The sequence below is a fragment of the Rubritalea squalenifaciens DSM 18772 genome, from assembly GCF_900141815.1.
GTDB classification, from domain to species: domain Bacteria; phylum Verrucomicrobiota; class Verrucomicrobiia; order Verrucomicrobiales; family Akkermansiaceae; genus Rubritalea; species Rubritalea squalenifaciens.
The window spans coordinates 122,163-143,852 of the sequence record NZ_FQYR01000007.1 but is presented as its reverse complement, the minus strand read 5'-3'; the positions used below and the strand labels follow the sequence as shown (position 1 = coordinate 143,852).

15 protein-coding genes are annotated in these 21,690 nt (G+C 52.5%); 10 read left to right on the top strand and 5 right to left on the bottom strand.

Annotated elements, in window-relative coordinates; genetic code table 11:
• Positions 1 to 19: 19 nt before the first annotated feature.
• The 3 genes from BUB27_RS17250 (at position 20) to BUB27_RS17240 (ending at position 1,736) form a co-directional block, all read left to right on the top strand.
• Positions 20 to 274, top strand: a complete 255-nt coding sequence (locus tag BUB27_RS17250; protein WP_143185136.1) for an antitoxin — start codon at positions 20 to 22, stop codon at positions 272 to 274.
• The gene (locus BUB27_RS17245) at positions 275 to 592 is read left to right on the top strand and encodes a type II toxin-antitoxin system RelE/ParE family toxin (RefSeq protein ID WP_143185135.1); all 318 of its coding nucleotides are present in this window, start codon (positions 275 to 277) and stop codon (positions 590 to 592) included. It begins immediately after the preceding gene.
• A 178-nt stretch (positions 593 to 770) separates the two neighbouring features.
• A complete protein-coding gene (locus tag BUB27_RS17240; protein WP_143185134.1) occupies positions 771 to 1,736 on the top strand; it encodes a bile acid:sodium symporter family protein in 966 nt (321 codons plus the stop codon).
• Here BUB27_RS17240 and BUB27_RS17235 read toward each other — a convergent pair.
• Together BUB27_RS17235 and BUB27_RS17230 are read right to left on the bottom strand one after the other, a co-directional pair.
• Positions 1,733 to 2,086: a rhodanese-like domain-containing protein gene (locus BUB27_RS17235; protein ID WP_143185133.1), complete on the bottom strand. Its 354-nt coding sequence runs from the start codon at positions 2,084 to 2,086 to the stop codon at positions 1,733 to 1,735. The genes BUB27_RS17240 and BUB27_RS17235 overlap by 4 nt on opposite strands.
• 3 nt (positions 2,087 to 2,089) lie before the next feature.
• Positions 2,090 to 2,713 carry a L,D-transpeptidase family protein gene (locus BUB27_RS17230; RefSeq protein WP_200797158.1) on the bottom strand — a complete coding sequence of 208 codons (624 nt, stop codon included), beginning with the start codon at positions 2,711 to 2,713 and terminating at the stop codon, positions 2,090 to 2,092.
• A 400-nt stretch (positions 2,714 to 3,113) separates the two neighbouring features.
• Between BUB27_RS17230 and BUB27_RS17225 the strand changes: the two genes are divergently transcribed.
• From BUB27_RS17225 to thpR, 5 genes are all read left to right on the top strand, one after another.
• Entirely contained in the window at positions 3,114 to 3,944 is an 831-nt protein-coding gene (locus BUB27_RS17225; protein ID WP_143185132.1) for a polysaccharide deacetylase family protein, read from the top strand.
• Positions 3,945 to 3,957: 13 nt separating this feature from the next.
• On the top strand, positions 3,958 to 5,664 hold the full coding sequence (locus BUB27_RS17220) for a P-loop NTPase family protein (protein WP_143185131.1): 1,707 nt from the start codon (positions 3,958 to 3,960) through the stop codon (positions 5,662 to 5,664).
• A gap of 158 nt (positions 5,665 to 5,822) precedes the next feature.
• Positions 5,823 to 6,488: a response regulator transcription factor gene (locus BUB27_RS17215; protein WP_143185130.1), complete on the top strand. Its 666-nt coding sequence runs from the start codon at positions 5,823 to 5,825 to the stop codon at positions 6,486 to 6,488.
• Between the two features lie 6 nt (positions 6,489 to 6,494).
• Positions 6,495 to 8,312 (top strand): sensor histidine kinase, encoded by a 1,818-nt coding sequence (locus tag BUB27_RS17210; RefSeq protein WP_143185129.1) that lies wholly within the window; start codon positions 6,495 to 6,497, stop codon positions 8,310 to 8,312.
• 39 nt (positions 8,313 to 8,351) lie between these two features.
• A complete protein-coding gene (gene thpR, locus BUB27_RS17205) occupies positions 8,352 to 8,906 on the top strand; it encodes an RNA 2',3'-cyclic phosphodiesterase (RefSeq protein WP_143185128.1) in 555 nt (184 codons plus the stop codon).
• Between the two features lie 11 nt (positions 8,907 to 8,917).
• Here the strand turns inward: thpR and BUB27_RS17200 are convergent, their stop codons facing one another.
• Together BUB27_RS17200 and BUB27_RS17195 are read right to left on the bottom strand one after the other, a co-directional pair.
• On the bottom strand, positions 8,918 to 10,642 hold the full coding sequence (locus BUB27_RS17200) for an MbnP family protein (RefSeq protein WP_143185127.1): 1,725 nt from the start codon (positions 10,640 to 10,642) through the stop codon (positions 8,918 to 8,920).
• 230 nt (positions 10,643 to 10,872) lie between these two features.
• Positions 10,873 to 15,864, bottom strand: a complete 4,992-nt coding sequence (locus BUB27_RS17195) for a YHYH protein (RefSeq protein WP_143185126.1) — start codon at positions 15,862 to 15,864, stop codon at positions 10,873 to 10,875.
• 275 nt (positions 15,865 to 16,139) lie between these two features.
• Between BUB27_RS17195 and BUB27_RS17190 the strand changes: the two genes are divergently transcribed.
• Complete coding sequence (locus tag BUB27_RS17190) at positions 16,140 to 16,769, top strand: hypothetical protein (RefSeq protein WP_143185125.1); 630 nt, start codon at positions 16,140 to 16,142, stop codon at positions 16,767 to 16,769.
• 16 nt (positions 16,770 to 16,785) lie between these two features.
• Here BUB27_RS17190 and BUB27_RS17185 read toward each other — a convergent pair whose 3' ends face one another.
• Positions 16,786 to 20,439: a sulfatase-like hydrolase/transferase gene (locus BUB27_RS17185; protein ID WP_143185124.1), complete on the bottom strand. Its 3,654-nt coding sequence runs from the start codon at positions 20,437 to 20,439 to the stop codon at positions 16,786 to 16,788.
• Between the two features lie 220 nt (positions 20,440 to 20,659).
• Here BUB27_RS17185 and BUB27_RS17180 point away from each other — a divergent pair, with 220 nt between their 5' ends.
• Positions 20,660 to 21,655: a YHYH protein gene (locus BUB27_RS17180; RefSeq protein ID WP_143185123.1), complete on the top strand. Its 996-nt coding sequence runs from the start codon at positions 20,660 to 20,662 to the stop codon at positions 21,653 to 21,655.
• Positions 21,656 to 21,690: the final 35 nt, after the last annotated feature.

Genomic DNA, 21,690 nt, shown 5'->3' with positions numbered 1-21,690 from the left:
CGCAAGAAATGGAGAGATAATGAGCCGTATTTCAATCGATGTATCACCACAGGAGCACAAGAAACTCAAAGCCATGGCGGCGTTGCGTGGCATGACGATGAAAGACTTCTTGCTGGGCGACTTGTTGACTGATGCCAAGAGTGATGAAATGGCTGCTTTGGCTGAACTGGAAGAGCTTTTGGAAAAGCGTATTGAACATCATGGTAAATCGGGTCTCAAAGGGCGCTCCTCAGCGAAGGAAATCTTCCAATCAGCATTAAAAAAGCGAGACTAGATGTCTTCTTTTGAACTCACCTACCTTGCAGATCAGGATCTGGAGGGCATTGCTCTCTACACACTGGAAAGATGGGACGAGGATCAGGCTGACAAGTATCTTTCCGCTTTTGATACACACTTTGAAGAAATTGCGGAAGGTTATCTCCATACGCGTTCATTCTTCAAACACAGGGATGATGTTAGATTTTCCAAATGCCAGAAGCATGTGGTGTTTCATTTGGTGCGTGAGGACGAGCCTCCCTTGATCCTGGCTGTATTCCACGAGAGCATGGAGCTGATGTCCCGGTTGAAGAACAGGCTGGAAGAACTTGATTGAACTCGCCAGATACGGTCATTGGGTTCTGCTAGTGAGGTGGGCGTGCTCCAGTTGAAACCAATTGTGGGCATGTTGATTTTTCAGGTCAGGCATTGAGGTTCCAGTCGCCTGAAGAGACAATCAGGCTTGGCGTGGGGGGAAGGGGGCGTATGCTAGGGGTTAGAAAGCTTTAGCAAGGATGCAGCGGCTGAGACAGATCATTGGGAATTTTACTTTCGTCATGCTTGTCGTGGTGTTGGTGGCGAGTGTGTTGCCGGCGCGAGGCGTGTGGGTGGGGTATTTTGATGCTCTGACCAAGGGGGCGATTGCCTTGCTGTTCTTCATGCATGGGGCCAAGCTTTCGCGGAAGGCGATTGTGGCGGGGGCGGGCCATTGGCGGCTGCATCTGGCGATCTTTGGCTGCACCTTTGTGATGTTTCCCTTGTTAGGGCTGGCATTCAGGCCACTATGGATCGCTTTGCTGGGGGATGCGCTGACGCTGGGGATGCTCTATCTCTGCACGCTGCCGGCGACGGTGCAGTCGGCGATTGCCTTTACCTCGATCGCGCGGGGGAATATCCCAGCGGCGGTATGCAGTGCCTCGGCTTCCAGCTTGTTAGGAATCTTTGTGACCCCGGTGCTTGTGCAGTGGACGATGGGGAAGGGTGAGGGACAGCTGGCGCTGCTGGATGCAGTGCTCAAGATAAGCCTGCAGCTTTTGTTGCCCTTTCTACTGGGGCATTTTTTCAGGCCTTGGCTGGGAAGCTGGGTGGATAGGAACCGTTCCTGGCTGAAGTCCGTGGACCAGGGATCGATACTGCTGGTCGTCTATACCGCCTTTAGTGCCGCGGTGGTGGGTGGCATGTGGGAGATGGTCTCCGGGCAGGAACTGCTTTTGCTGGTGCTGGCCTGCTGTGTGATGCTCGGGCTGGCGATCGTGCTGACTACTCTCCTTGGGAGGGTGATCAGGTTTTCGCTGGAGGACCGGATCGCGCTGCTGTTCTGCGGGTCGAAGAAGAGTCTGGCGACCGGGGTGCCGATGGCGCAGGTGCTTTTCGCCGGTGGCGCGCTGGTGGGACCGCTGCTGCTGCCGGTGATGGTCTTTCACCAGATCCAGCTGATGGTGTGTGCCGTACTAGCCCAGCGCTGGGGCAAAAGAGCTTAATAACGAGGGACATCAGGGTCGATTTCTACCGACCAGGCATCGATGCCTCCCTGCATGGAGAAGACGTGGCTGTAGCCTTGGTCGCGCAGGTAGAAGGTGGCGTGCAGCGAGCGGACGCCGTGGTGACAGTAGATGATTACCGGGGTGTCGCTGGCTGGGATCTCAGCCTCGGCATTCCCCTGAAACAGGGAGAGGGGGACGAGGACTGCCTGATCAAGCCGGCAGAATTCGTATTCATGGATTTCCCGGCAGTCGATCAGTAGGGGAGCCTTCGGGGAAGCTAAAAGCTCCCTGCACCTTTGCACAGAGAGCTCGTTGGTATACTGGGGATCAGGAATGGTTGATGCCATGGGCTATTCAACGATGACTGGAGTTCCCATAGGGGCATTGTGGAAGTAGATCCGGGCCATTTCCTCAGGCAGACGAACGCAGCCGTGGGAGGCTGGATAGCCGGGGAGAAAACCGGCATGCATGCCGATAGCTCCGTTGAAACGGAGGAAGTAAGCCATTGGGGCGCGCTCGAAGACTTCACCCGGGCCGGCCTTGTGCTTTCTGGTGTCGGCGTCCTTGTTGACGACCTGTCCAGTGGTGGTGTTCTTGATCACCCCGTAGAGAGAGGATACGTGATCGATATCCTTTTCAGTGACTCTGAAGCTGCCGCGCGGGGTACTGTGGCCGTCCGTACCTGTGGAGATAGGGGTTACACCGGCGAGCTGGCCGCCCTTGTAGAAATAGGCGCGCTGATCGGCGAGACGGATGACGATTTTCGGGGAGCCTGTGAGGCTGTCGCCATCCCAGTAGCCTCGCGGAGCTGGCTTTCCATGGTGAGTAAGGCCACGGTTGACTCTGGGGTCATTGAAGCCTGAAAGGTAGTCGCTGCCGCCGTAGATGGAGCTGGACCCGTAATAGTCATAATGCATGCAGCTGGAGAGCAGGGCGGCACACAACGAGAGTAAGAGAATGGTAATTTTTTTCATGAGTCAGACGACGGGGAGTTTTGGAAATATAAGTTAGAGTTGGTTATGGTCAAGGAAAGCCGCATTTTGAGTGGTGGATACTGTGTGCATCCGGCGGGAGTGAGCCTCGTTTCTTGGTGTTGGAATACAGTGGGAAGTGTGTTGTTTGGGGCTGGGAGTTGCTTAACATGTGGGGTTTGTGATGGCTGGATGATGGCGCCCGCAAGATGTCATGGTTCTTTATAAGGGCTGGGAGATATGACGTATTTCTTTTGTGAATGAGTGGTCTGCTGAGGGGCCGTCTCTATGGCCAGCCAAGTGTCTGATGCATCGGCCTGAAGTATTCTGGCAGGAAATCCTACAGGCAGTCGGGGTAATTGCGTGACAGAGGAGGGATAATCTCTTAGTTTGAAGCATAATCATGATGAAACTGAGATTTCTGCAATTTGCTAAAATTCTTGCGGTCCTTACGCTTGCCGTAGGGCTCTCCTCTTGTGCGTCCAAGGACAAAGAGGGGGCCGATGCGACCAGCGGGGTCAAATTAACCCCGAATGGAAGCTACCGCACCGCTAGCACTTCCGGACCTTATCTTCGCAACAAGGACTCAGGACTTCCTTATGACTTTTCCGGCAACCAGTCCGTTTCCATTTCCTCTGGTCCACGAAGCCAGAAATACATCGCCTTGACTTTTGATGATGGGCCGAATCCCCAGCACACCCCACGTCTGCTGGACATGCTCAAACGCCGCAATGTGAAGGCTACTTTCTATGTGGTGGGCCGCAATGTGGCTGCCCATCCGAATATCGTGCGCCGTACCGTGGCGGAGGGTCATGAAATCGGCAACCACACCTGGACTCACCGTAATTTGAAAACTCTGAGTGATGAGATGGTGAGCTGGGAGCTGGACAAGACTCGCGATGCGATCATTTCCGCTACAGGCGTTCAGCCTCGTACCATGAGACCTCCTTATGGAGCGATGTATCAGAACCAGCGCGAGTGGGTCTACCGCAAGTATGGCTATCCGACAGTGCTCTGGGATGTGGATCCGCTTGACTGGAAGAAGCCGGCTCCAAGCGTAGTGGCCCAGAGGCTGATCAGCGGGACCAAGAATGGATCCATCCTGCTGGTACATGATCTGCACGGTCAGTCCGTGGACGCGATTCCACAGACTATCGATACATTACTTCGCCAGGGATACCAGTTTGTCACAGTATCCCAGCTGGTCGCCCTGAGGGCTGCACAAGGTATGTAGTCGACGGACGCTGATGTTAGGTGAGCAGTATTTGGAGACGCGGGAGAGTCTCGCGGGAGTCATTGCGGGTATCCGTGCTCTGGCGAAACGTTCTCGTGCCTCGACTGAGGGGATTGATGAGAAAAAGCTGAGTCACGCCCTGCGCCGGCCTTTCCGGATTGTTGTCTGTGGTGAGCACCAGGCGGGGAAGACTTCCTTTCTGGAGGTGCTGGTCGGCAAGGAGCTGGTCGAGCTGGAGCAAGCCTCGGAAGCCAAGGTCACGATTTTCAGAGATGCGGGATATCGCGTCCGTGATGAGCGTGAGGATGGCTGCGAACTCAAGTATCTGGATCTGCTGGGAGACATTGAACTCGTCGACTCCAGCGGTCTTTCCAAATTGGGTCCAGAGCAGCTGGAGGCGCTCAAGTATCTGATCCAGGGGGCTGACTACGTCTACTGGGTGTTCCCATCGGAGAATCCCTGGGCTGCTACGACTTGGGATTTCGTGACCGAAATGCGTGAGGTGGCGGGTAGCAAGAGTGCGGTAGTCCTGCAGCAGATTGACCGCCGGCATGAGACCGACGTGCCCGTGCTGCTGGGCCACCTGAAAGATTTGTGCCTGCAGCGGGTGGGGCATCCGCTGCCTATTTTCCCCGTATCTGCCAGAGATGGCTATAAGGCTTGGTCGAGCGGGAACCATGACAAGCGGGTCTGGGTGCAGTCAGGCTTTGGCGAATGCCTCAGCAAACTGGATTTCCAGCTCAACAGCTCCCAATCTCGCCGCAGAGAGCTGAGGCAGGCCTACGAGATGGCGAGTGTCCTGCTGTCCAAGACTGAGGAACACGTGGACAACCGCTCGCGTACACTGGCCAGTGACCAAGAGTATCTACAATCGATCGAGGCGGAAATTGACCGCATGCGCGAGATGGAGCTCAGGTCGATGCTCAGCCAGATTGGTTGGCTGGGGGATATCCTGGAGTCCCAGATCAATCCAGTGATGCGGATGGCCAAGTGGCGCTTGGGGCTGGTGATGTCTGTGGCCTCACTCTTCGGGCGAGGGGATGGAGCCTTCAAGGTAGAGCGCTTCATGCTGGAGCGTGTCTCCAAAGAGGCAGAGCTCAAGTCCAGGGAGCAAGCCCGCAGGATGCTCGGCTTGTGTAAAGCCAAGTGGGAGAAAATGCGGCCGGCCATGGAAGAGCGCCTGGTCGCCGATGTGGGGGATTTCCAAGATGATGCGTTCCAAGAGCAGGTGGATCTCTTCTCTGAAGGGCTGGAAAAGTCCGTACGTCACGCCATGGTCCTGATGAAGCTCAGGGGGCTACTAGACAAGATGATGATGGTGCGCTGGCGTGCGATGAAGAAGATGCTGATGGTGTCACTGTCTTCTGCTGCGCTGGGGGGACTGGTGGGCTTGGTTGGTATTGATCCGCATCCCTATGTAGCTCTGGGACTACTAGGTGTCTCTGTAGCAGTCTTTCTCTGGATGCTCCTCTACGGAGCCAAGACGAGGCGGAATATCCTGAAGTCTTTTGCCGAGTCACTCTATGATGCCCGGCCGGCTCTCATTGATGCAGTGCAGGAGGATTACATCGATATCATACGCGCCTTTTTCAATGGCTACACGCCGATGTTTGAGAGTATCCGCAGACGCATCGCCCATGCCAAACTGGATCTTCAGCCTCAGATGAAGGCTGCTGGCGAGCTGTTTATATCCCTCAAGGCGGTGGAGCAGGACATTTAAGCTGGGGATTAATACTAGCTTAATGTTGCTTGTGGTAAAGATGCCGCATGGATAGGACTTTCATACACGGTAAGAGCGTAACGCAGATGTGCGGATTAACGCCAAAAGGCGATATTTTCGCTGGTGTAGAGGCAAGCAAGAGTTCTAGGTTTAAAAGCATGAAAATTCTGGTTGTAGAGGATAACGATTTCCTGCGCGAGACTCTGGTGGAAGCCCTGACTGAGGAAGGGTATGTGGTAGACTCCTCTGCCGATGGTGAAGATGGCCTTTTCCAAGCGACGGAGTGCAACTATGACCTGATCATCCTGGATGTCATGCTGCCGGAGAAAGACGGCTGGGAAGTGCTCAAGGGAATCCGTAGTCATCCCTCCTGCAACAACGTCGCCGTCATCATGCTCACCGCTCGTGACGGCACTGAGGATCGTGTGAAAGGCCTTGATGGAGGGGCTGATGACTACCTGACCAAACCATTCAAGCTGATGGAACTCTTTGCGCGTATCCGCTCTATCATGAGACGCTCCGCAGGGCCTGAGCGAGCCTCTGAGTTGATGGTCGGCGATGTGACGGTGAATACCAATACCCGCAGCATCTTCAAGAATGGCGTGGATGTGGCCGCCACTACTCTGGAATATAATCTGGTGGAAGCCTTGCTTGCCAAGCGCGGAGAAGTAGTCAGCAGGAACGATCTCTACATGAAGCTTTTCTCCGAGGAGAAAGAGGTCACTTCCAATATCCTGGATGTCTACATCTGTAACGTCCGCAACAAGCTTGGTAAGGAATTCATCATGACCAAGCGTGGCTACGGCTACTACATCAGCGCCTAAACATTCATGCTCGTACGTTCTCTTAAATGGCAGATCCAGGCCTGGCATACTCTGCTTCTGATTGTGATTGTCGGCGGTCTGCTCACTGCCTTCTATTTTTATGAGAAACGTGTACAGGTAGAAATGTTAGATGAGAGGCTGAGGGCGCCAATCCATCAGTTGCTTCCCATGTTTGATTTGCCCAGAGGGATCGAGCAAATGCGTGAGCAAATGGCAGCTCAGGAGAATACTCATGCTGAGCAGGAGGGCGATCATGAGCGTCCGGTCAGAGCATTTGATGACTCAGCTCGCGGACCGAGGCCTGATGGTGCTGGGGGCAATTTCCGAGGCCCTAGAGGTGAGCGTGGCCCCAGAGGCGGTGGATTGAATTCTCAAAGAAGGCCTAGACCTTCAGGCTATGGACCAAGGGGCGGAGGACAAGGATTTGGCGGACCTAGAGATGGTGGACCGAGAGACGGCGGACCGATCGAGGAAAGGCCACATGCCGATCCGTTCTTGGATAGGCCAGCTCGCGGTGATTTGTTAGGTGATGGTCAGAATCGTGCCAGCGAGCCAAGGCGAGGTCAACCAGACGGCGCGGGGAGACCCTCTGGGAGTAATGCTATGGACAGATTGCAAGTCGAAGGGAACGACAGGCTTGCTAGGCATGAAGCGAATGGCTTGTATGTTATTTATTGGCGACGGGGTGAAATTTTTTACAAGACCAAGGGCAGCCCTGAATCCGTGGCTCCCTCTGATCGAGGAGTGGAACCTAGAAGACCTGAGGATGAAACGAATTTGCAGGGACCAGAGAGGGACAACCAGTTTGAGGGGGTCTTTTACCGCTGGAATGGCAAGCACCGTGAGTTCCTGCAGCACACCCCGAGGGGGTGGTTACTTACCGGTATTTCCACCGATGTGATCGATGAGCATATGGCCGTGTTCAAGTGGCAGCTCATCGGGCTCGGTGTGATCGTGATCGCTTTCGGTGTTGCAGTGGGCTGGATCATGGCCACAAGAGCTATGAAGCCGATTGTGGCGATGTCCTCGACTGCGACGAAAATCGCAGCCGGTGACCTTTCTCAGCGTATCGACGAGACGAATACGAAGAATGAACTGGGCCAGTTGGCGCATGTTTTGAATGATACCTTTGGGCGCTTGGATTCTTCCTTTGAGCAGCAGGTGAGATTTACTGCGGATGCTTCTCATGAGATGCGCACACCTCTGGCCGTGATTCTCGCCAAGAGTGAGTTGGCCTTGGTCAGGGAGAGGACGCCGGAGAAGTATCAGGAAACCATCAAGACCTGTTACGATTCAGCCCAACACATGAGCAGCTTGATCGAGTCATTGTTAGAGCTGGCTAGAGTTGACTCAGGGGAGTTCAAGGTACAGCGAGAACAGGGCAATGTCGGCCTGGAAGTCAGTACATGTGTGGATATGCTGCGTCCGCTTGCCGAGAAGAGAGGTATTACCGTGGAGTCCGATATCCAAGGCATCGAGATGGAATTTGATGCCCAGCGTATCAGGCAGGTGGTGATCAATCTCTTGAGCAATGCGGTGAAGTACAATCATGAACAGGGCAAGATTTTCGTCCATGTCCGTAAGGAGAATAATGAAGCGGTGATCAGCGTCCAGGATACGGGGCCAGGTATTAAGCCGGATGATCTGAAGAATATCTTCAATCGCTTCTACCGCGTGGACAAATCCAGAAACTCCAAGCAGGGAAGTACTGGCCTAGGCTTGGCAATCAGTCAGGCGATTGTCCAGGCTCACCAAGGCCGCCTAGAGGCTGAGAGCGAATTTGGTGCGGGGACTACCTTCAGAATGCGCTTGCCACTGAAATAATCATCAGTCAGAGAGCCCATTTGTGCTACGATAGCCTCTATGGGAGGTGATAGAGAGCGTTTGTTTCTGGCCATTCAGCTGCCTGAATCGATAAGGCATGATCTCTCGCGTTTGAGAGAAGAGATATCTGGATGTCGCTGGGTCCCAGCGAAGAATCTGCACCTGACTCTGCGCTTCCTCGGAGACTGTGATCATAACAAGCGAGCTAGGCTCAGCGATGCGTTGCAAAGTGTGCGAGCTAGGGAGCTGAAGCTGGGGTTAAACAAGCTGGGGGTGTTTAGCAAGAGAGGGGCGCTCAGTGTGCTGTGGTTAGGTGCTGAGCAGGTGGATGAGAGTTTGGTCGATCTGAAGGTCGCAATCGATGAGGCATTGTTCCAAGTGGGATTTGATAAGGATCACTGGCCCTACAAGGCCCATGTTACTCTGGCCCGCCTGCGCAATGTGAAGCGTGGGGATATTGAGGCTTACATTCGGAGTAATAGCGGGGCTGTGAAGGAGAGTTTCCCAGTTAGATTCTTCAGCTTGATGAGGAGCCTGTTCTCGGAGGGGGCGGTGCGCTATGAGGAAGTGTGTCGCTACCCCTTGGATGGATGATTTTTAACAGGCTATCGAGGTGTGGTGTACTTCGGGTCGCTGAGTGTTTTCAAAAAGGCCACTAGAGCGGCTTTGTCTTCGTCACTCAGCTGCAGGCCTTCGCCGGGATGTTTTGCAAGGTTGGGGTCCAGATTTTCACTGCGGTGCATGGGGCCGCTGTAGTGATCAATGACCTCTTCCAAGGTCGAGAAACGCCCGTCGTGCATGTAGGGGGCTGTGAGAGCGACATTGCGCAAGCTGGGTGTGGAGAAGCTGTTCTTGTCGCGGTCCAGCTGCGTGATGGCATAGCGTCCGAGGTCAGCAGTCGGCTTGAGTCCGTTGTTATGGAACTGGTGATCGGAGAAATTGGCTCCGCCATGGCAGTGAAAGCAATCAGCACCATATTGGCCACTACGCGGCTCGTACTCGGTGAAGAATAGCTTCATGCCGCGTTGTTCTTGCTCAGTGAGCTGTTCCTTGCCCGCCATAGCTCGGTCAAATTTGCTATCATAGCTGGTGAGGGTGAGTAGAAAGCATTCCAGGGCGAGACTGATTTTTTCCGAGTTGATTTCCTCCCCGCTGAAGGCCTGCTGGAATGCTTCCTGATAGGAGGCATCCTGACCTAACTTTGCGACGATATTTTCCAGAGATTCATCCATTTCCAGATGGTCTTGGATCGGCATGAGGGCCTGCATGCGCAGGGAGTCGGCTCTTCCATCCCAGAAGAAAGAGGATTTCCAGGCGAGGTTGAAGAGTGGCATGGAATTACGTTTTCCCTTCCTTTGTTCCACCCCCAGTGAGAGGGGGACTCCATCGGTAAAGGCTCGCTCTTGGTGGTGGCAAGAGGCGCAGGAAATGGCATTCGTGCGTGAGAGGCGGGTGTCATGGAACAGTTTTTTGCCCAGCGCAACACGCTCTTCTAACAAGGGGTTGTCCCGTGGCAGTGCTGGCCGTGGGAAACGTCTGCTCATGGCAAAGCGGTAAGGGGTATATTTCTCCGGCAGGTAAAGCGGGGTGACTGCCTGGGTTGGCATTTCATCTTTGGGGTAGGTGACACTCAGAAGACTGAAGCTGCTCTGGAGGTTGGCTATAAGTGAGCTGGCAATGGGGTCACCTGCATGAGAGTGGGTGGAGGAGCCGTCTTTGATGAAGGACAGAGCTCGCGGTTGGCCAAGGAGCTTGGCGATATCCATACCGAGGATGAGCCCCGTGTTTTGCTTGAGCACGAATTGGCCGGGTAGCTGGATCGTGCTGAAGTTGTTGTCATTGGCAAGATGGTAGACGAAGCCTTGCAGGGATTGATCTTCAGCTCGGTAACGACCCTCAAGCGCCAGGAAGATGTATCCGCCAGACCAGTTCCAGTGGAGCTGGTTGAGGTTAGGGTTCAATGGGTGGTCGGCAGAATACTGGGCAGGGTCTGCGTGATTAGTTGCTTTTGGTACGCCCAGGGCAAAGCGGATGCTCTTGTAGGAGCCTTCCGGGACATCCTTAAGAAAGAAGCGTGTGCGGCGTTTCCCTTCATCGATGTAGGCATACTGGTTCTTCAGTTCGACCCATTCTCCTGTATCTCTCTGAATGGAGAAATTACTCAGCAGATAGCTCAGCCGGGTAACGGAATAAACTTCCTTCTGCTTATACCTGAGCGAGTGCAGTCTCAGCGACTGATCCTCGTGATTGTGGACCATGTCAATGCGCAGCTGGCCTGCTTGTAAGAGGCTGATCATGCACAGAATCATGAGGCACAGAGACGCTTTCATAGGATGATAGAGATGGGTTGGCCTTACTGGAGGTCTACTTTGAACGGTGTGGAGTGAGGGCATGAATGATGCTTTGACCTCTCTATACAACAAGGCACATTAAGATAGGATTAATCTCTCGTATCATGAGAGAGAAGCTATCCCTGTCTGAGTGACTTGAGATCCTGCTTATGAAAAACCCCGGCCAGAGCGATGTCTGACCGGGGTCTAACCATGAACCTATTCACCCATTAAGGGGAGTAGGTGTTTGTTGACGTCAAAGTAACCGTATTGCCAGCCTGTGGGCCGCCCGAGGCGACGAACTGAAGCTGGGCCGATGATGGACCGGAGAGCGATGAAGGATCGAAGCTCAGGGTGACGTTGCCAGTGCCTGAATCGTAACTTACGATGGTTGCGGTTACGCCTCCAACGGTAGCTGAGTTGATCTCCTGCTCTTGTGGAAGAGGTGGGGTCGTGCCAAAGGTGAAGGCGAAATCCACCGTGCTGCCGCTACCGCCACCGCCTCCACCACTACCGTCTCCAAATGGAGTGTCATCATAGGTCGGATCTGTGAGGCGGGTGATTCGGAAGAACTTCTGATCCTCCATTACTGCTGGACTGTCTACCAGGGTGACTTTGTCTTTGCTAACACTAGGGTCAGAGTCGTGAGGAGTCCAGTTGCTCATGTCTGTGGAGACTTCAGCCAGATAAGTACCGCCTTCCACTCCACTCCAGACAAGTACAGTGCCATCGCTAATTTCCATCTCTGAGATGGTCTCTTGCTTATTGATACCACCCTGGAAGGTCACCACGTTGTCTCCGTCGTTTGTTGGGATGGAGTTGATAGAGCCGCCATTGTCTGGATTGCCGTAGTACTGCTGGGCTACGTTGTATGGGAACTGAGGGACGCCATCGCTATCCACGTTGGTGAAGTACGCCCAGGTGCCATCAGGAAACTCAGGGGTCACGCAGTAGCGGACGTTTTGTTCGTTGAGGTCATAGTGGATGCTTTCATCGAAGGTGACAGAGCCATCATAGATGGAGAAGCCAGCCAAGTCCCCTTTGTAGGCATAGTCTTCCATGAAGTAGCCGATAGGGTAGTCGCTGCTCACATTCGGGCCTTGCTGATTCACAGTGAGGTTAAACTGATCCACACCTGCTTCCGTGCCAATGCCGAGGATACGGGCATTCCAGGCAGCTAGTGCTGTACGGCCATTGCTAGTTAAGTTGTAGGTGCCATTACTGCCGTCACGCTTTATGAAGCCACGTATCATACGGCGAACACTACTGGTGGAATCGTATGGGTCGCTGTAGCCGTAAGGTCCATAGATTGGCAGGCCATCATTCATCCAGCCTATGATCGGGCTATGGGTGTTGTTGAACTCAAGATCTTCTTCCGTAACTGGAGTATAAGTGTTGGTGGATTCATCATAGTCCATGTTATCGCCTAAGAGGTAGCGAAGGCCAGTTGGTGAAGCGTGGTAGTGGAGGACATCTCCGGCGCCGTGGGAGTTGGATTTATCGAAGGTGTTGCCCTCAGTGACCGCAGCCTCGTGCGTCCAGATGCCATCGCCTTGACCGCCGCCTTGGACTCCCGGACCTGTATCGGAACCACTGCCTGAGCCGTTTTCATCATTATCCCATGAGAAGGTGTCAGAGGTGCTGAAGAGTACAGTGCCGTCCACCATGATGCCAATGGAGTTGGCTGCAAAGGCGGTTTTACTCGCTGGGATGGTGGCCAAGCGTGGGATCTTGTAGATCATGGCCTGGTTGGATGGCCAGTTGTTGAAGACTACTTCACTGCCTCCCGGACCGTTATCATTGTACCAAGGCCCCATGATGTGGGTGGTGAGGTTTGGTGTCTTCACATAGACATAGTTGTCAGTGTAGCTGATTTCCTGAGGGCCGGCGAAGACAGGGGTGTTCTGGCTGTAGGTGCCATTGTCCCAAGTCGTGACGCTGGTGCCATTGCTTTCATCAGTGTAGGTTTCAAAGATGCGGGCAAAGCGGCTTGAGCGGTCCGTGTACCAACTGGACATGCTCTGTGCCAATGCATCGGATGGGGCGACAGGCGCTGGGATGACCGTGACAGTGAAGGTAAACTGGGTGGTGTTTCCGTCTTCATCCGTGACCTGGATGGTGACTGTTGCGGAATCGCCGGCTTCAGCGCCTTCATTAGCATAGGCAGAGAACTCAGAACCACCGCTGTACTCGTGATAGATCACATTGGAAGGAGTGACGGATACCAAACTGTAGGTGAGGTCTGTGCGGCCAAAGATGGTGTTAAAGTTCAGCGAGTAGTTGAATTCGCCATCGCCTTCTTGAACGCTAAGCGTAACGGATTCGGTGCTGACAGGGCTAGGGCCATTGTATTCATAAGCGCCGATGTCGTTGGTGTTGATCACACGGTTGTTGCCTTGAAGGTCGAGCGGGATGAGTTCGCTGGTATTGCCGTCGTCATCTAGGTCTGTGATGTCGTCCGGGTTGCCGACATCACTTCCCGAATCGACTGCCGGGGAATAGCCGGGCAGACGGTAGTCTCCTGAGCTGTTAGGGGCAGAGCTAGCTGCCACTGTTGTCAGGAAAAGTGGGTCATTGTCGGCTTTGGTGCCATCTAGGTTATCTCCGCCAGGGTTGAGGCCTTCAATGAGGGAGGTGTAGTAGTTGCTTGGGGTGCTGAGGCTTACATTTGAGCTACTGCCATTCTTTTCATTACCCCAGACGATGGTGTTATTGAAAGTGTTTAGACAGATGTCTTCGTCACTGATGCCGCCAGCTTCGACCCCCGTGTTTTCGGAGCTACGAGCTAGGTTGTTGGCAATGGTGCAGTTGGCTAGATCGAGTACGCCACCATTACGGTTCATGATGCCGCCACAGTGGTAACCTGAGTTTCCGGCTATGAGACAGTTGGTGATGTAGTAGGTGGCGGAGGCTACTTCGATACCACCCACAGACGGGTATGTAGTCGAGGTGGCCTTATTGCCAATAATACGACAGGAGGTGATGTAGGCACCATACTGTGAGCAGGAATTGAGTGCTCCATAGTTACCACCTTCATTGTTTATCAGGTCACAATAGACCATTTGGAACAGCTCGCCCTCACCGTAGTGAGCTCCAGCATACCGCCCAATGTTCCCGCGGATCGTACAGTTGCGGTAGCTACCACCACCGGCAGTTGGAGCATCTCCTCCAGAGGAGGCCGTAATAGTGAAGCCGTCGATTCCATAGTTGGTACCGGAGGGGGAGGCTACGATTATGCGAGAATTCGTGCCTTGGATGTTAGACGAAGGTGAGTCAAGGATCACGCCAGCTGTATTCGTGTCGTTCTGGTCGATGTCACCAGAGAGGATGGTGAGGTTGTTCTGAACGTCTCGTTGGGCGCGGATGGTTTCAGTTCCATTGAAGCCACCGTAGATAGTGACACCCGCGATCAAGTTAAATTGGGCATAGTTGTCATCATTGGTGACTGTGGCTACGCCTGCTTCAGCTTCATCCGGATAGTAAATGCCTGCTGCTACCCAGATCTCATCACCGCTCTCAGCAGAAGCAAGAGCGTCCTGAAGATCGGCAAAGGCTGTAGCCCAGCTGAGACCGTCTTGGTTGCCTTGGCCGGTACGTGAGGCATTGACATAAATGACAGGAACGGTTGGTCCAGGAGTGGAGTACTCCATGGTGTCTTCCTGAGTGGAAGATGGTGCGGAGGTGAAGACATCATCATAGGTGGCAAGCGCGGTGCGGGTGACTTTCATGAAGCCATATCCGTCAGCATCTTCGTAGGAAGTTTCCATGGTGTCACCGGTCCCTGAGAGGTTGCTAGCTTCTACTGAGTAGCCAGAGGCTTCGGTGTTAGAGGATTCCACTTGGTAGGTGCCACCTTCCACAGAATTCCAGGTGAGATGGACGGTGCCCTCATTGATACCATTCTCACCGATTTCCAAATTCGTATGTGGACCGCCGATGTATTCGTCTGTGACTGATTCAGTGATGTTTGTTACTGAGCCACCAGTGGCATCCCCATAGAATTCAAAGCCCAGAACGTAAGGGTAGGTGGATTCTCCGGTATCATCGATGGCACAGAAATAAGCGTAGGTTCCCTCTGGGAATTCCGGTGTGCGGCAGAAGCGGCCATTGTAGCGATCTAGGTCGAAGTGGCTGGTAGAATTGAAACTACCCGTGCCATCGTATTGGCTCCAACCTGAAAGTTCCCCGAGGTACTCGTGGTCTTGGGCGAAGGTGCCTCTTGGATAGGTTTGTCCAAGACTTGGGCGAGAGTCGGCAATAGTCCGCTCAGCGGTACTGTAGCTGCCATAGTTCTCGCCGAAGTGATCCTCACGGTACTTTGCATACCATATCGGGATGACGTTGAGGTTGGCGTTCAGCCTGTCTGTGCCATTGGATCCGTTTCTCTCTACAAAACCGGATACCATGCGTCTGATTGTTGAGTCGGTGCTCTCTGTATCTGGATTGTCATAACCGTAAGGACCATAAATTGGATAGCCATCATGCGCCCATCCGATAATTGGGGAGTGGGCTGAAGGTGTCGTGGTTTTCTCCTGATAAAAGTCCCAGCTGTCGGAATCGTTGGTGAACGAGGGGTTTTCCTCAACGTGGTCACCAAGCTGGTAGCGTAGGGCAATAGGGTTCTGGTGAGAGTGGTAGATGCCAGTAGGAGGCTGGTGGGAGTTGCCGGTGTCAAAATTGAAGGCTTCTGCTACGGGAGCATTACGGTGCCAGTAGTAAGAGTTTTGAGTGTGACTCCCTTGGGATTGGATTTGGCTGCCGTCCCATGCCTGGCCATCAAGCGAGTTAAAGACGGCTACCCCATTGACGAAGAGACCTGAGTATCCGCCTCCTGTGGCATCTTTTGTGCCTGCTTGTACCTGTGCAGTACGTGGAAAGCGATGGATGCCTGCCTGATTGACGGGCCAGAAGAGAAACTGCGAACCATCAGGCTTTAGCCACGGTCCCATCGTGTGACTGGAGAGACCGCTGTAGCGGACGTAGACCCAGCTTGAAGAAGAGTAGATGGCCTGAATGTCAGCGTATACGGGATTAGTCTGGTCTGTCCAGCTGGTCACTGTCGTTGCATTGTTACGATCAGTTTCCGTTTCATAGACACGGGCATACTTGGTGGAATTACTGGTATACCAGGAATCGATCAGACTCTCGGCATGTAGGGTACTCGTCATCACGAGTGTGTACGCGCTTAGGCTCAGTATATTGGGCACAGTTGAGGTTTTCATATAGAGTTATGAATGGGGTAGTCGTGGTTTCAAACGGTGCTTGATTTAGCAAATCGAACATTAATGAGACATGAATGAGCTCGTTCAGACCTGATAAAATCCCTCTAAATAAGGGGGGAGAAGGGCGCATTTTTTAATCAAGAGTTTAGGAGGAGCGATGACCCATTCGGCTTGTGACTCATCTAGAAGGGGGAACATCTGACTTTACAAGAAGCAGGTCGGGTGTACTAAGTTTATGAGTTAACTCTATAAATCCAACCCTTACACTACCTCACATGAAAACCTTTGCCTTAGTTTCTACAGGAGCACTTTGCTTCTGGATGACCTCCTGTGACCAGACCAAGACTGAAACCGTGTCTGCTCCAGACACACCTGAGAACGTTTCTCAGCCATCCAAATCGGTCACGACAACAACTCCTGAAAGCGTTTCTACTCCGGCCCCACCTGAACCGATAGAAAATGCGAAGACCTTGATTTCAGTCGATGAGTGGAAGAAGAAGGCTGCGAATGCCTCAGAGATGGAGGAAATCAAAACCATGAAGACTCTGGTGAAAACTGGAGTAGACCAGCCTGAGGCTGCGATCGATTTTCTGGTCAATGCACCACATAGTCCACGTAGGCTGGCTACACTACGTGCAGTCACAGCGGAATGGGTCAAGAAAGATAAAGATGCTGTGACCGCTAAAGCTGATAGCTTAGCGGATGAAGCTCTGCGGGATGTGATGAGAATGTCCGTTGTCCATAATACCTCACTTGAGGATATCCCCACTACCAAAGCTTGGATCAATGGATGGACTGATGCTTCGGATAAGACTAAATCAGTTGCACTAGGTATTCTGGATCGTAAAGAGAATCCAGAAACTCCACATGTTTGTGGCCCTGGCTGCGTAGAGCACGCTGAGTAAGTCGAATTGGCCAGCTTTACTGATTACCTATATTGAGGCGGTAGAAATGTAGCGTGGGGGATCCTGAATCCAGTGTGATTCTCATTTTCCCCAGGCTCATGCCTGGAATTTGAGGGTGAGTCTCGATGTCCAGGATTCCCTCCAGATTGTTCCAGCTGTCTGGCTGTAGGTTGTTAGAGTGCTCGATCTGGTAATTGATTTCTCCCAGCACATTGAGGTTCATGTTGAAGATAATCTCCGCACTTGAAGTGTCCAAGGGGATGAGTTGTGGTAGCAAGTGGTAGTCTGGTAAGTCGACTCTGCCACCGAGAGCGAGTTCTAAATAGCGGCTGAGTCCATCGTTGTCCTCATCCATTTGCCAGTCGGCCTGAGTGGGGGATGCATTTCCTGTGTGCTGGAAATGCCAGGCGTCGGTGCCAGGTGTGCGGCCGGCCAACTCGTTGATTTGTGAAGCATTCAATGCGGTAGGGTAGATGCGGACATCGTCTATACCACCTGCATAGTTGTATTTATCACTGTGTGGCGAACCTGCGATCATCATCGTAGTGCTGCTGCCCGTGTTGAGGTCCGGTGTGCCGCCACCATCTTCACTGATGGAATCCAGGACTCCATCCACATAGAATTTGACTTCGGTGAGCTTGATCGATCCATTGCTATCCAGGTCTTCCACAACCATGGCGACATGATGCCATTGCCCATCATCAAGTTTGGTGGAACCAATGCGGTAGTCGTTCTGAATTTCCAAGCGGAGTACAATATCTCCGTTTTTCAGTTCCGTGCGTGCCGAGAATCTTTCCCCACTGTTATTGGGACCATAACTTAGCCACGTAGCGATCTCTGGTTGGTTGCTGTTTGGTTTGAGCCAGGCTGTGACCGTGCGTTCAGATTTGCCAAGAGGTGGTTGATAGGTTTGAGAGGTGATCTCTACTTGCTCAGCATCTCCATTGAAGTTTAAGCTGAAGTCATATTTTCCAGGAGTCCAACTTCCGGAGGCAGTATTACTGAGGAGGTATCCACTGACATCAGAAATGGAGTTCCCTTCACCTTCATTCATTGGAACCCAGAGGAAGTCAGGAACTGCTGAGATTTGTACTCTTACTTGGCCAGTGCTACTCTTTGCTCCATCGCTGACTTGGTATGTAAACTCATCTGAGCCGGTGTAGTTGTTAGATGGAGTGTAGAGAATGACTCCATTGGAAATGGTGGCAGAACCATGAAGGGGAGTGCCCACTGATTCCAGAGCTATGGGGTTTGGTCCGTCAGAGTCGTTGTCGTTTGCGAGGACATCAATGGATTTACTCGTATTTGAACGCAGTAAGAGAAAGTCAGCTGTGGCTACGGGCGCATGGTTGTCTTGGATCGATAGGGTGACGGTGGCGCTGTCAGTACTCTCTCCATCTGTAATCGTATAGGTGAAACTGTCAGAACCAGCATAATCAGTGGATGGCGTATAGCGTATCTGACTGGATTCAATGACAGCGGTGCCATGACTAGGCTGGGTGATACTCTGAATGCTTAAAGCCTGCGGTAAACCATCAAGGTCTTGGTCATTATTCAAAACATCAATGAGTATACTGGTATTCGTGGGAATAGCTACATTGAGGTCATCATTGGCCTCGGGTGGGGAGGGAGCAGGGTTGCCATCTCTGTAGTATTGGCTTGCAGGTATGGCTTGCTTGGAGATAGAGGGGCCTTCCCAGAGCAGGTTCAAGCTGTGACTGGTCGTGTCTGAGTGAATGTAGCGAATGGAGATCGGGTGCTTGCCTGCCTGCAGAGGGATATTGCCTGAATTGACTTCGCTACCGGAGCTGTAGTTGAAGTCCGCGTCGATTAAAAGTGCGTCGTGAAGTCGGACAATGGCTTTGCCATCCGTGTTGAGATAGAATTTGTAAGTGCCAGAGCTGGGGACATCCAAATAACCGGTGAACTCGATACCGATGTCATCGTCTCTGGTCCGTTTTGTGAGATCCAGAGTAAGCGTGTCGCCAGAGTTACTGGCTGAGTTTGTCTCAAACTGAGGAACCCATGGGTAGGACTCTTCGTAGCTCCTGTATACCAGTCCATTGGTGACAGGTGATGGGGTCAGTGGTGGAATCTGAGCTGAGTCATAGGGGCGACCATAGCCGCTACCTGCTCTTCTGACGCGAAGTACGGCATTTTTAAAATCCTGTTGGCTGGGTACTCCTGACTGACCATTCAGGTCGGTGGTTTCCTTGGAGTCATTGACAACATCGTAGATGAGAAAGTCGTCGCTGTGTGAGCCGATATTGTAGCGTACACCCTTGTAATCACCAATATGGATGAATTGCATCTGGTTTCGAGATTTTCCTCTCTTGAAAGATTCAAACTCGGCATAGTTTGGAGTAGAGCCGCCTACTGAGTACTCACAATAAACCACTCCATTTTTCTGAGATCCAGATCCTGTTAGGGTAGGTGCGAGTGAGATTCCATCGGAGAGTGCTGGAGATGGCACCCCGGCAAGATCACAGAAGGTCGCCATCCAGTCATGGAACTGAGATGGGTGGGCGCTTGCCGTGTCTGGGCTGGTGATGCCTGAGGGCCAGCGTACCAGAGTAGGCATGCGTACGCCTCCTTCCCACAAGTCACGCTTGATGCCGTCATAGGGGCCAAAGCTGTCGAAGTAAGTAGGGTTGTAGGCTCCTACGTTATCCGCACCGCCTTCGTTATGAGCCCCATTGTCTGAGGTGAAGACGATGAGTGTATTTTCGTCTAGATTGAGATCCTTCAGGGTTTGGATAATGTCCTGCACACCATCATCGATACGGCGAACCATGGTGGCGTGGCGTTTGGCGTTGTCTGGCCATGCACTACCTGTGTCATTGGTGGCAGTCGTATAGTCTGGATGTATGCCTGTGTCGTAGGTTCCTGCTGCCGTATTGATCATGTTGCCCGGTGTGCCGATCCATTGGACTCCCCCTGTCAGGCCACCACCGCTTGGATAGTTACTAGTTGAGGTAAGATGGGAGTTAGTAGGTACCCGAAGACCTGCATGAGGTGCGGAGTAAGTGACGACTGTGAAGAAAGGTTGGTTGGGATTTGATCCCTGGTGATCGATGATCCATTTCTTAGTACGAGCGGTGATCAGATCCGTAGAATAACATTTCTGAAGGTTGGCTTGGATATTGGTATAGCCATCATAGAAAGGTTTACCGCCTTCATTGGGGTAGTGGTAATGCGCGTCAAGGTGAGCCAGATAACCGAAGAAATAGTCAAACCCTCTGTTCTGGGGATGACCTGGAAAACCAGACCCACCTTGGAGTCCCCACTTACCGATAAGTGATGTGGCATAGCCAGCCTGCTTCATGACTGAACCAAGGGTGTGGTTGTTATCTAGCTCCTTATCAAACGAGTTGTTCCTCACATTTGCATGGCCTTGGTGGCGGCCCAGATAGAGAGATGCTCTAGATGGGGCACAGACGGGGGCGGGGCAGTAGTGACGCGAGAGAATCATACCCTCATGGGCAAACTGATCTAGATGGGGCGTGGGAAATTTTTGATTCGTGCTGCGAGCATTTTGCCAAAGGATACCTAAATCACCTGGGCCAAGATCATCGCATAGGATGAAAATGATATTGGGTCTAGGTGCAGCAGCTTTACTCGTGCCAAATAGGCATAAGGTCGCAAAGACAAGAGAGAGAAGACGCGTCATCGTTGGTGGATAGATAAGGTGCTAATTGTGATGTGTTTGTAGTGTTTTTCAGGGGCGTTTAATCATTATGAGAAGAAGATTCTCAGGCTAGAATTGTTTAATCGCCAAAATCAGGGCTAGAGAGGGGGTTAAATTGTACAAAATGTTCATGCTTGAGGGCCCGAAAAATTCTCCTGTGCAATAATGTTCTATTAAGTCAGTCAGTGTTATAGTCCTCGTGATGAAGAAATTGATAACAGTGGTAGTGAGCTCCGGATGTATTTGCGGGTTGCTGCATGCTCATGAGGGAGTGCATGAGAAAACCTCAAGAAAAGCCTCCGTGGGGGAGGCTAAGAATGAAGTCCAAATCAAAGTGGAAGGTGATAAGCGGGTGATCACAGCCAATGGGATTCCTGTACACAGTACTGGCAGTTTTCCAAATCGACACAACCCTAATGAAATCAGGGTTCAGAACTATCGATTCGAGGTGCCTGTGACACCAAAGAAGCTGGATAGGCCAAGGAATGCTCTGGGACAGGTATTTGGAGTAGCCGTCAATGGTGTCGTATTTGATCCAGGAACAGCAGAGACGTGGAATAATGATAGGCGTTGGTCTTATGAGGCGCTTACCAGCAAACTGAATTTGGGATTAGATGAAAATCATGCCCATGTTCAGCCCACTGGAGCGTATCATTACCATGGCATGCCCAATGGCTTGCTGATAGAGTTAAAGGCGAACAAACAAGAGATGACGCTGATTGGCTGGGCTGCTGATGGCTATCCCATCTACGCTCTTTATGGGCATAAAGAGGCATCCGATTCCAAAAGCTCTCTGATAAAGCTAAAGTCCAGCTACAAGCTCAAGACGGGAAAGCGTGATGGTGGGCCAGGCGGTAAACCTGACGGGAGTTTTGCTCAGGATTTTGAGTACGTGCAAGGGGCTGGAGATCTGGATGAATGCAACGGGCGTGAGGGGGTGACTCCAGAATTTCCTGATGGTACCTATTATTATGTTTTGACTGAGGATTTTCCGTTCATACCTCGACTTTTCCGCGGCGAACCTGATCCAAGCTTTGAGCATCGTGGTGGTCCTCGTGGGGGGAGAGAGCGAGGCCCGCACCATGAGAGGGGAAGACCAGACCGGCGTGAAGATCATCGTCGGCCAGATCATCGCGGCGACCATCGTCGGCCGGATGGAGACGGACATCCGCCTCATCCTCCACACCCGCCGCGCTAGTCATCGATAAACAGGCAATGTTGGGGCGGCTGTGT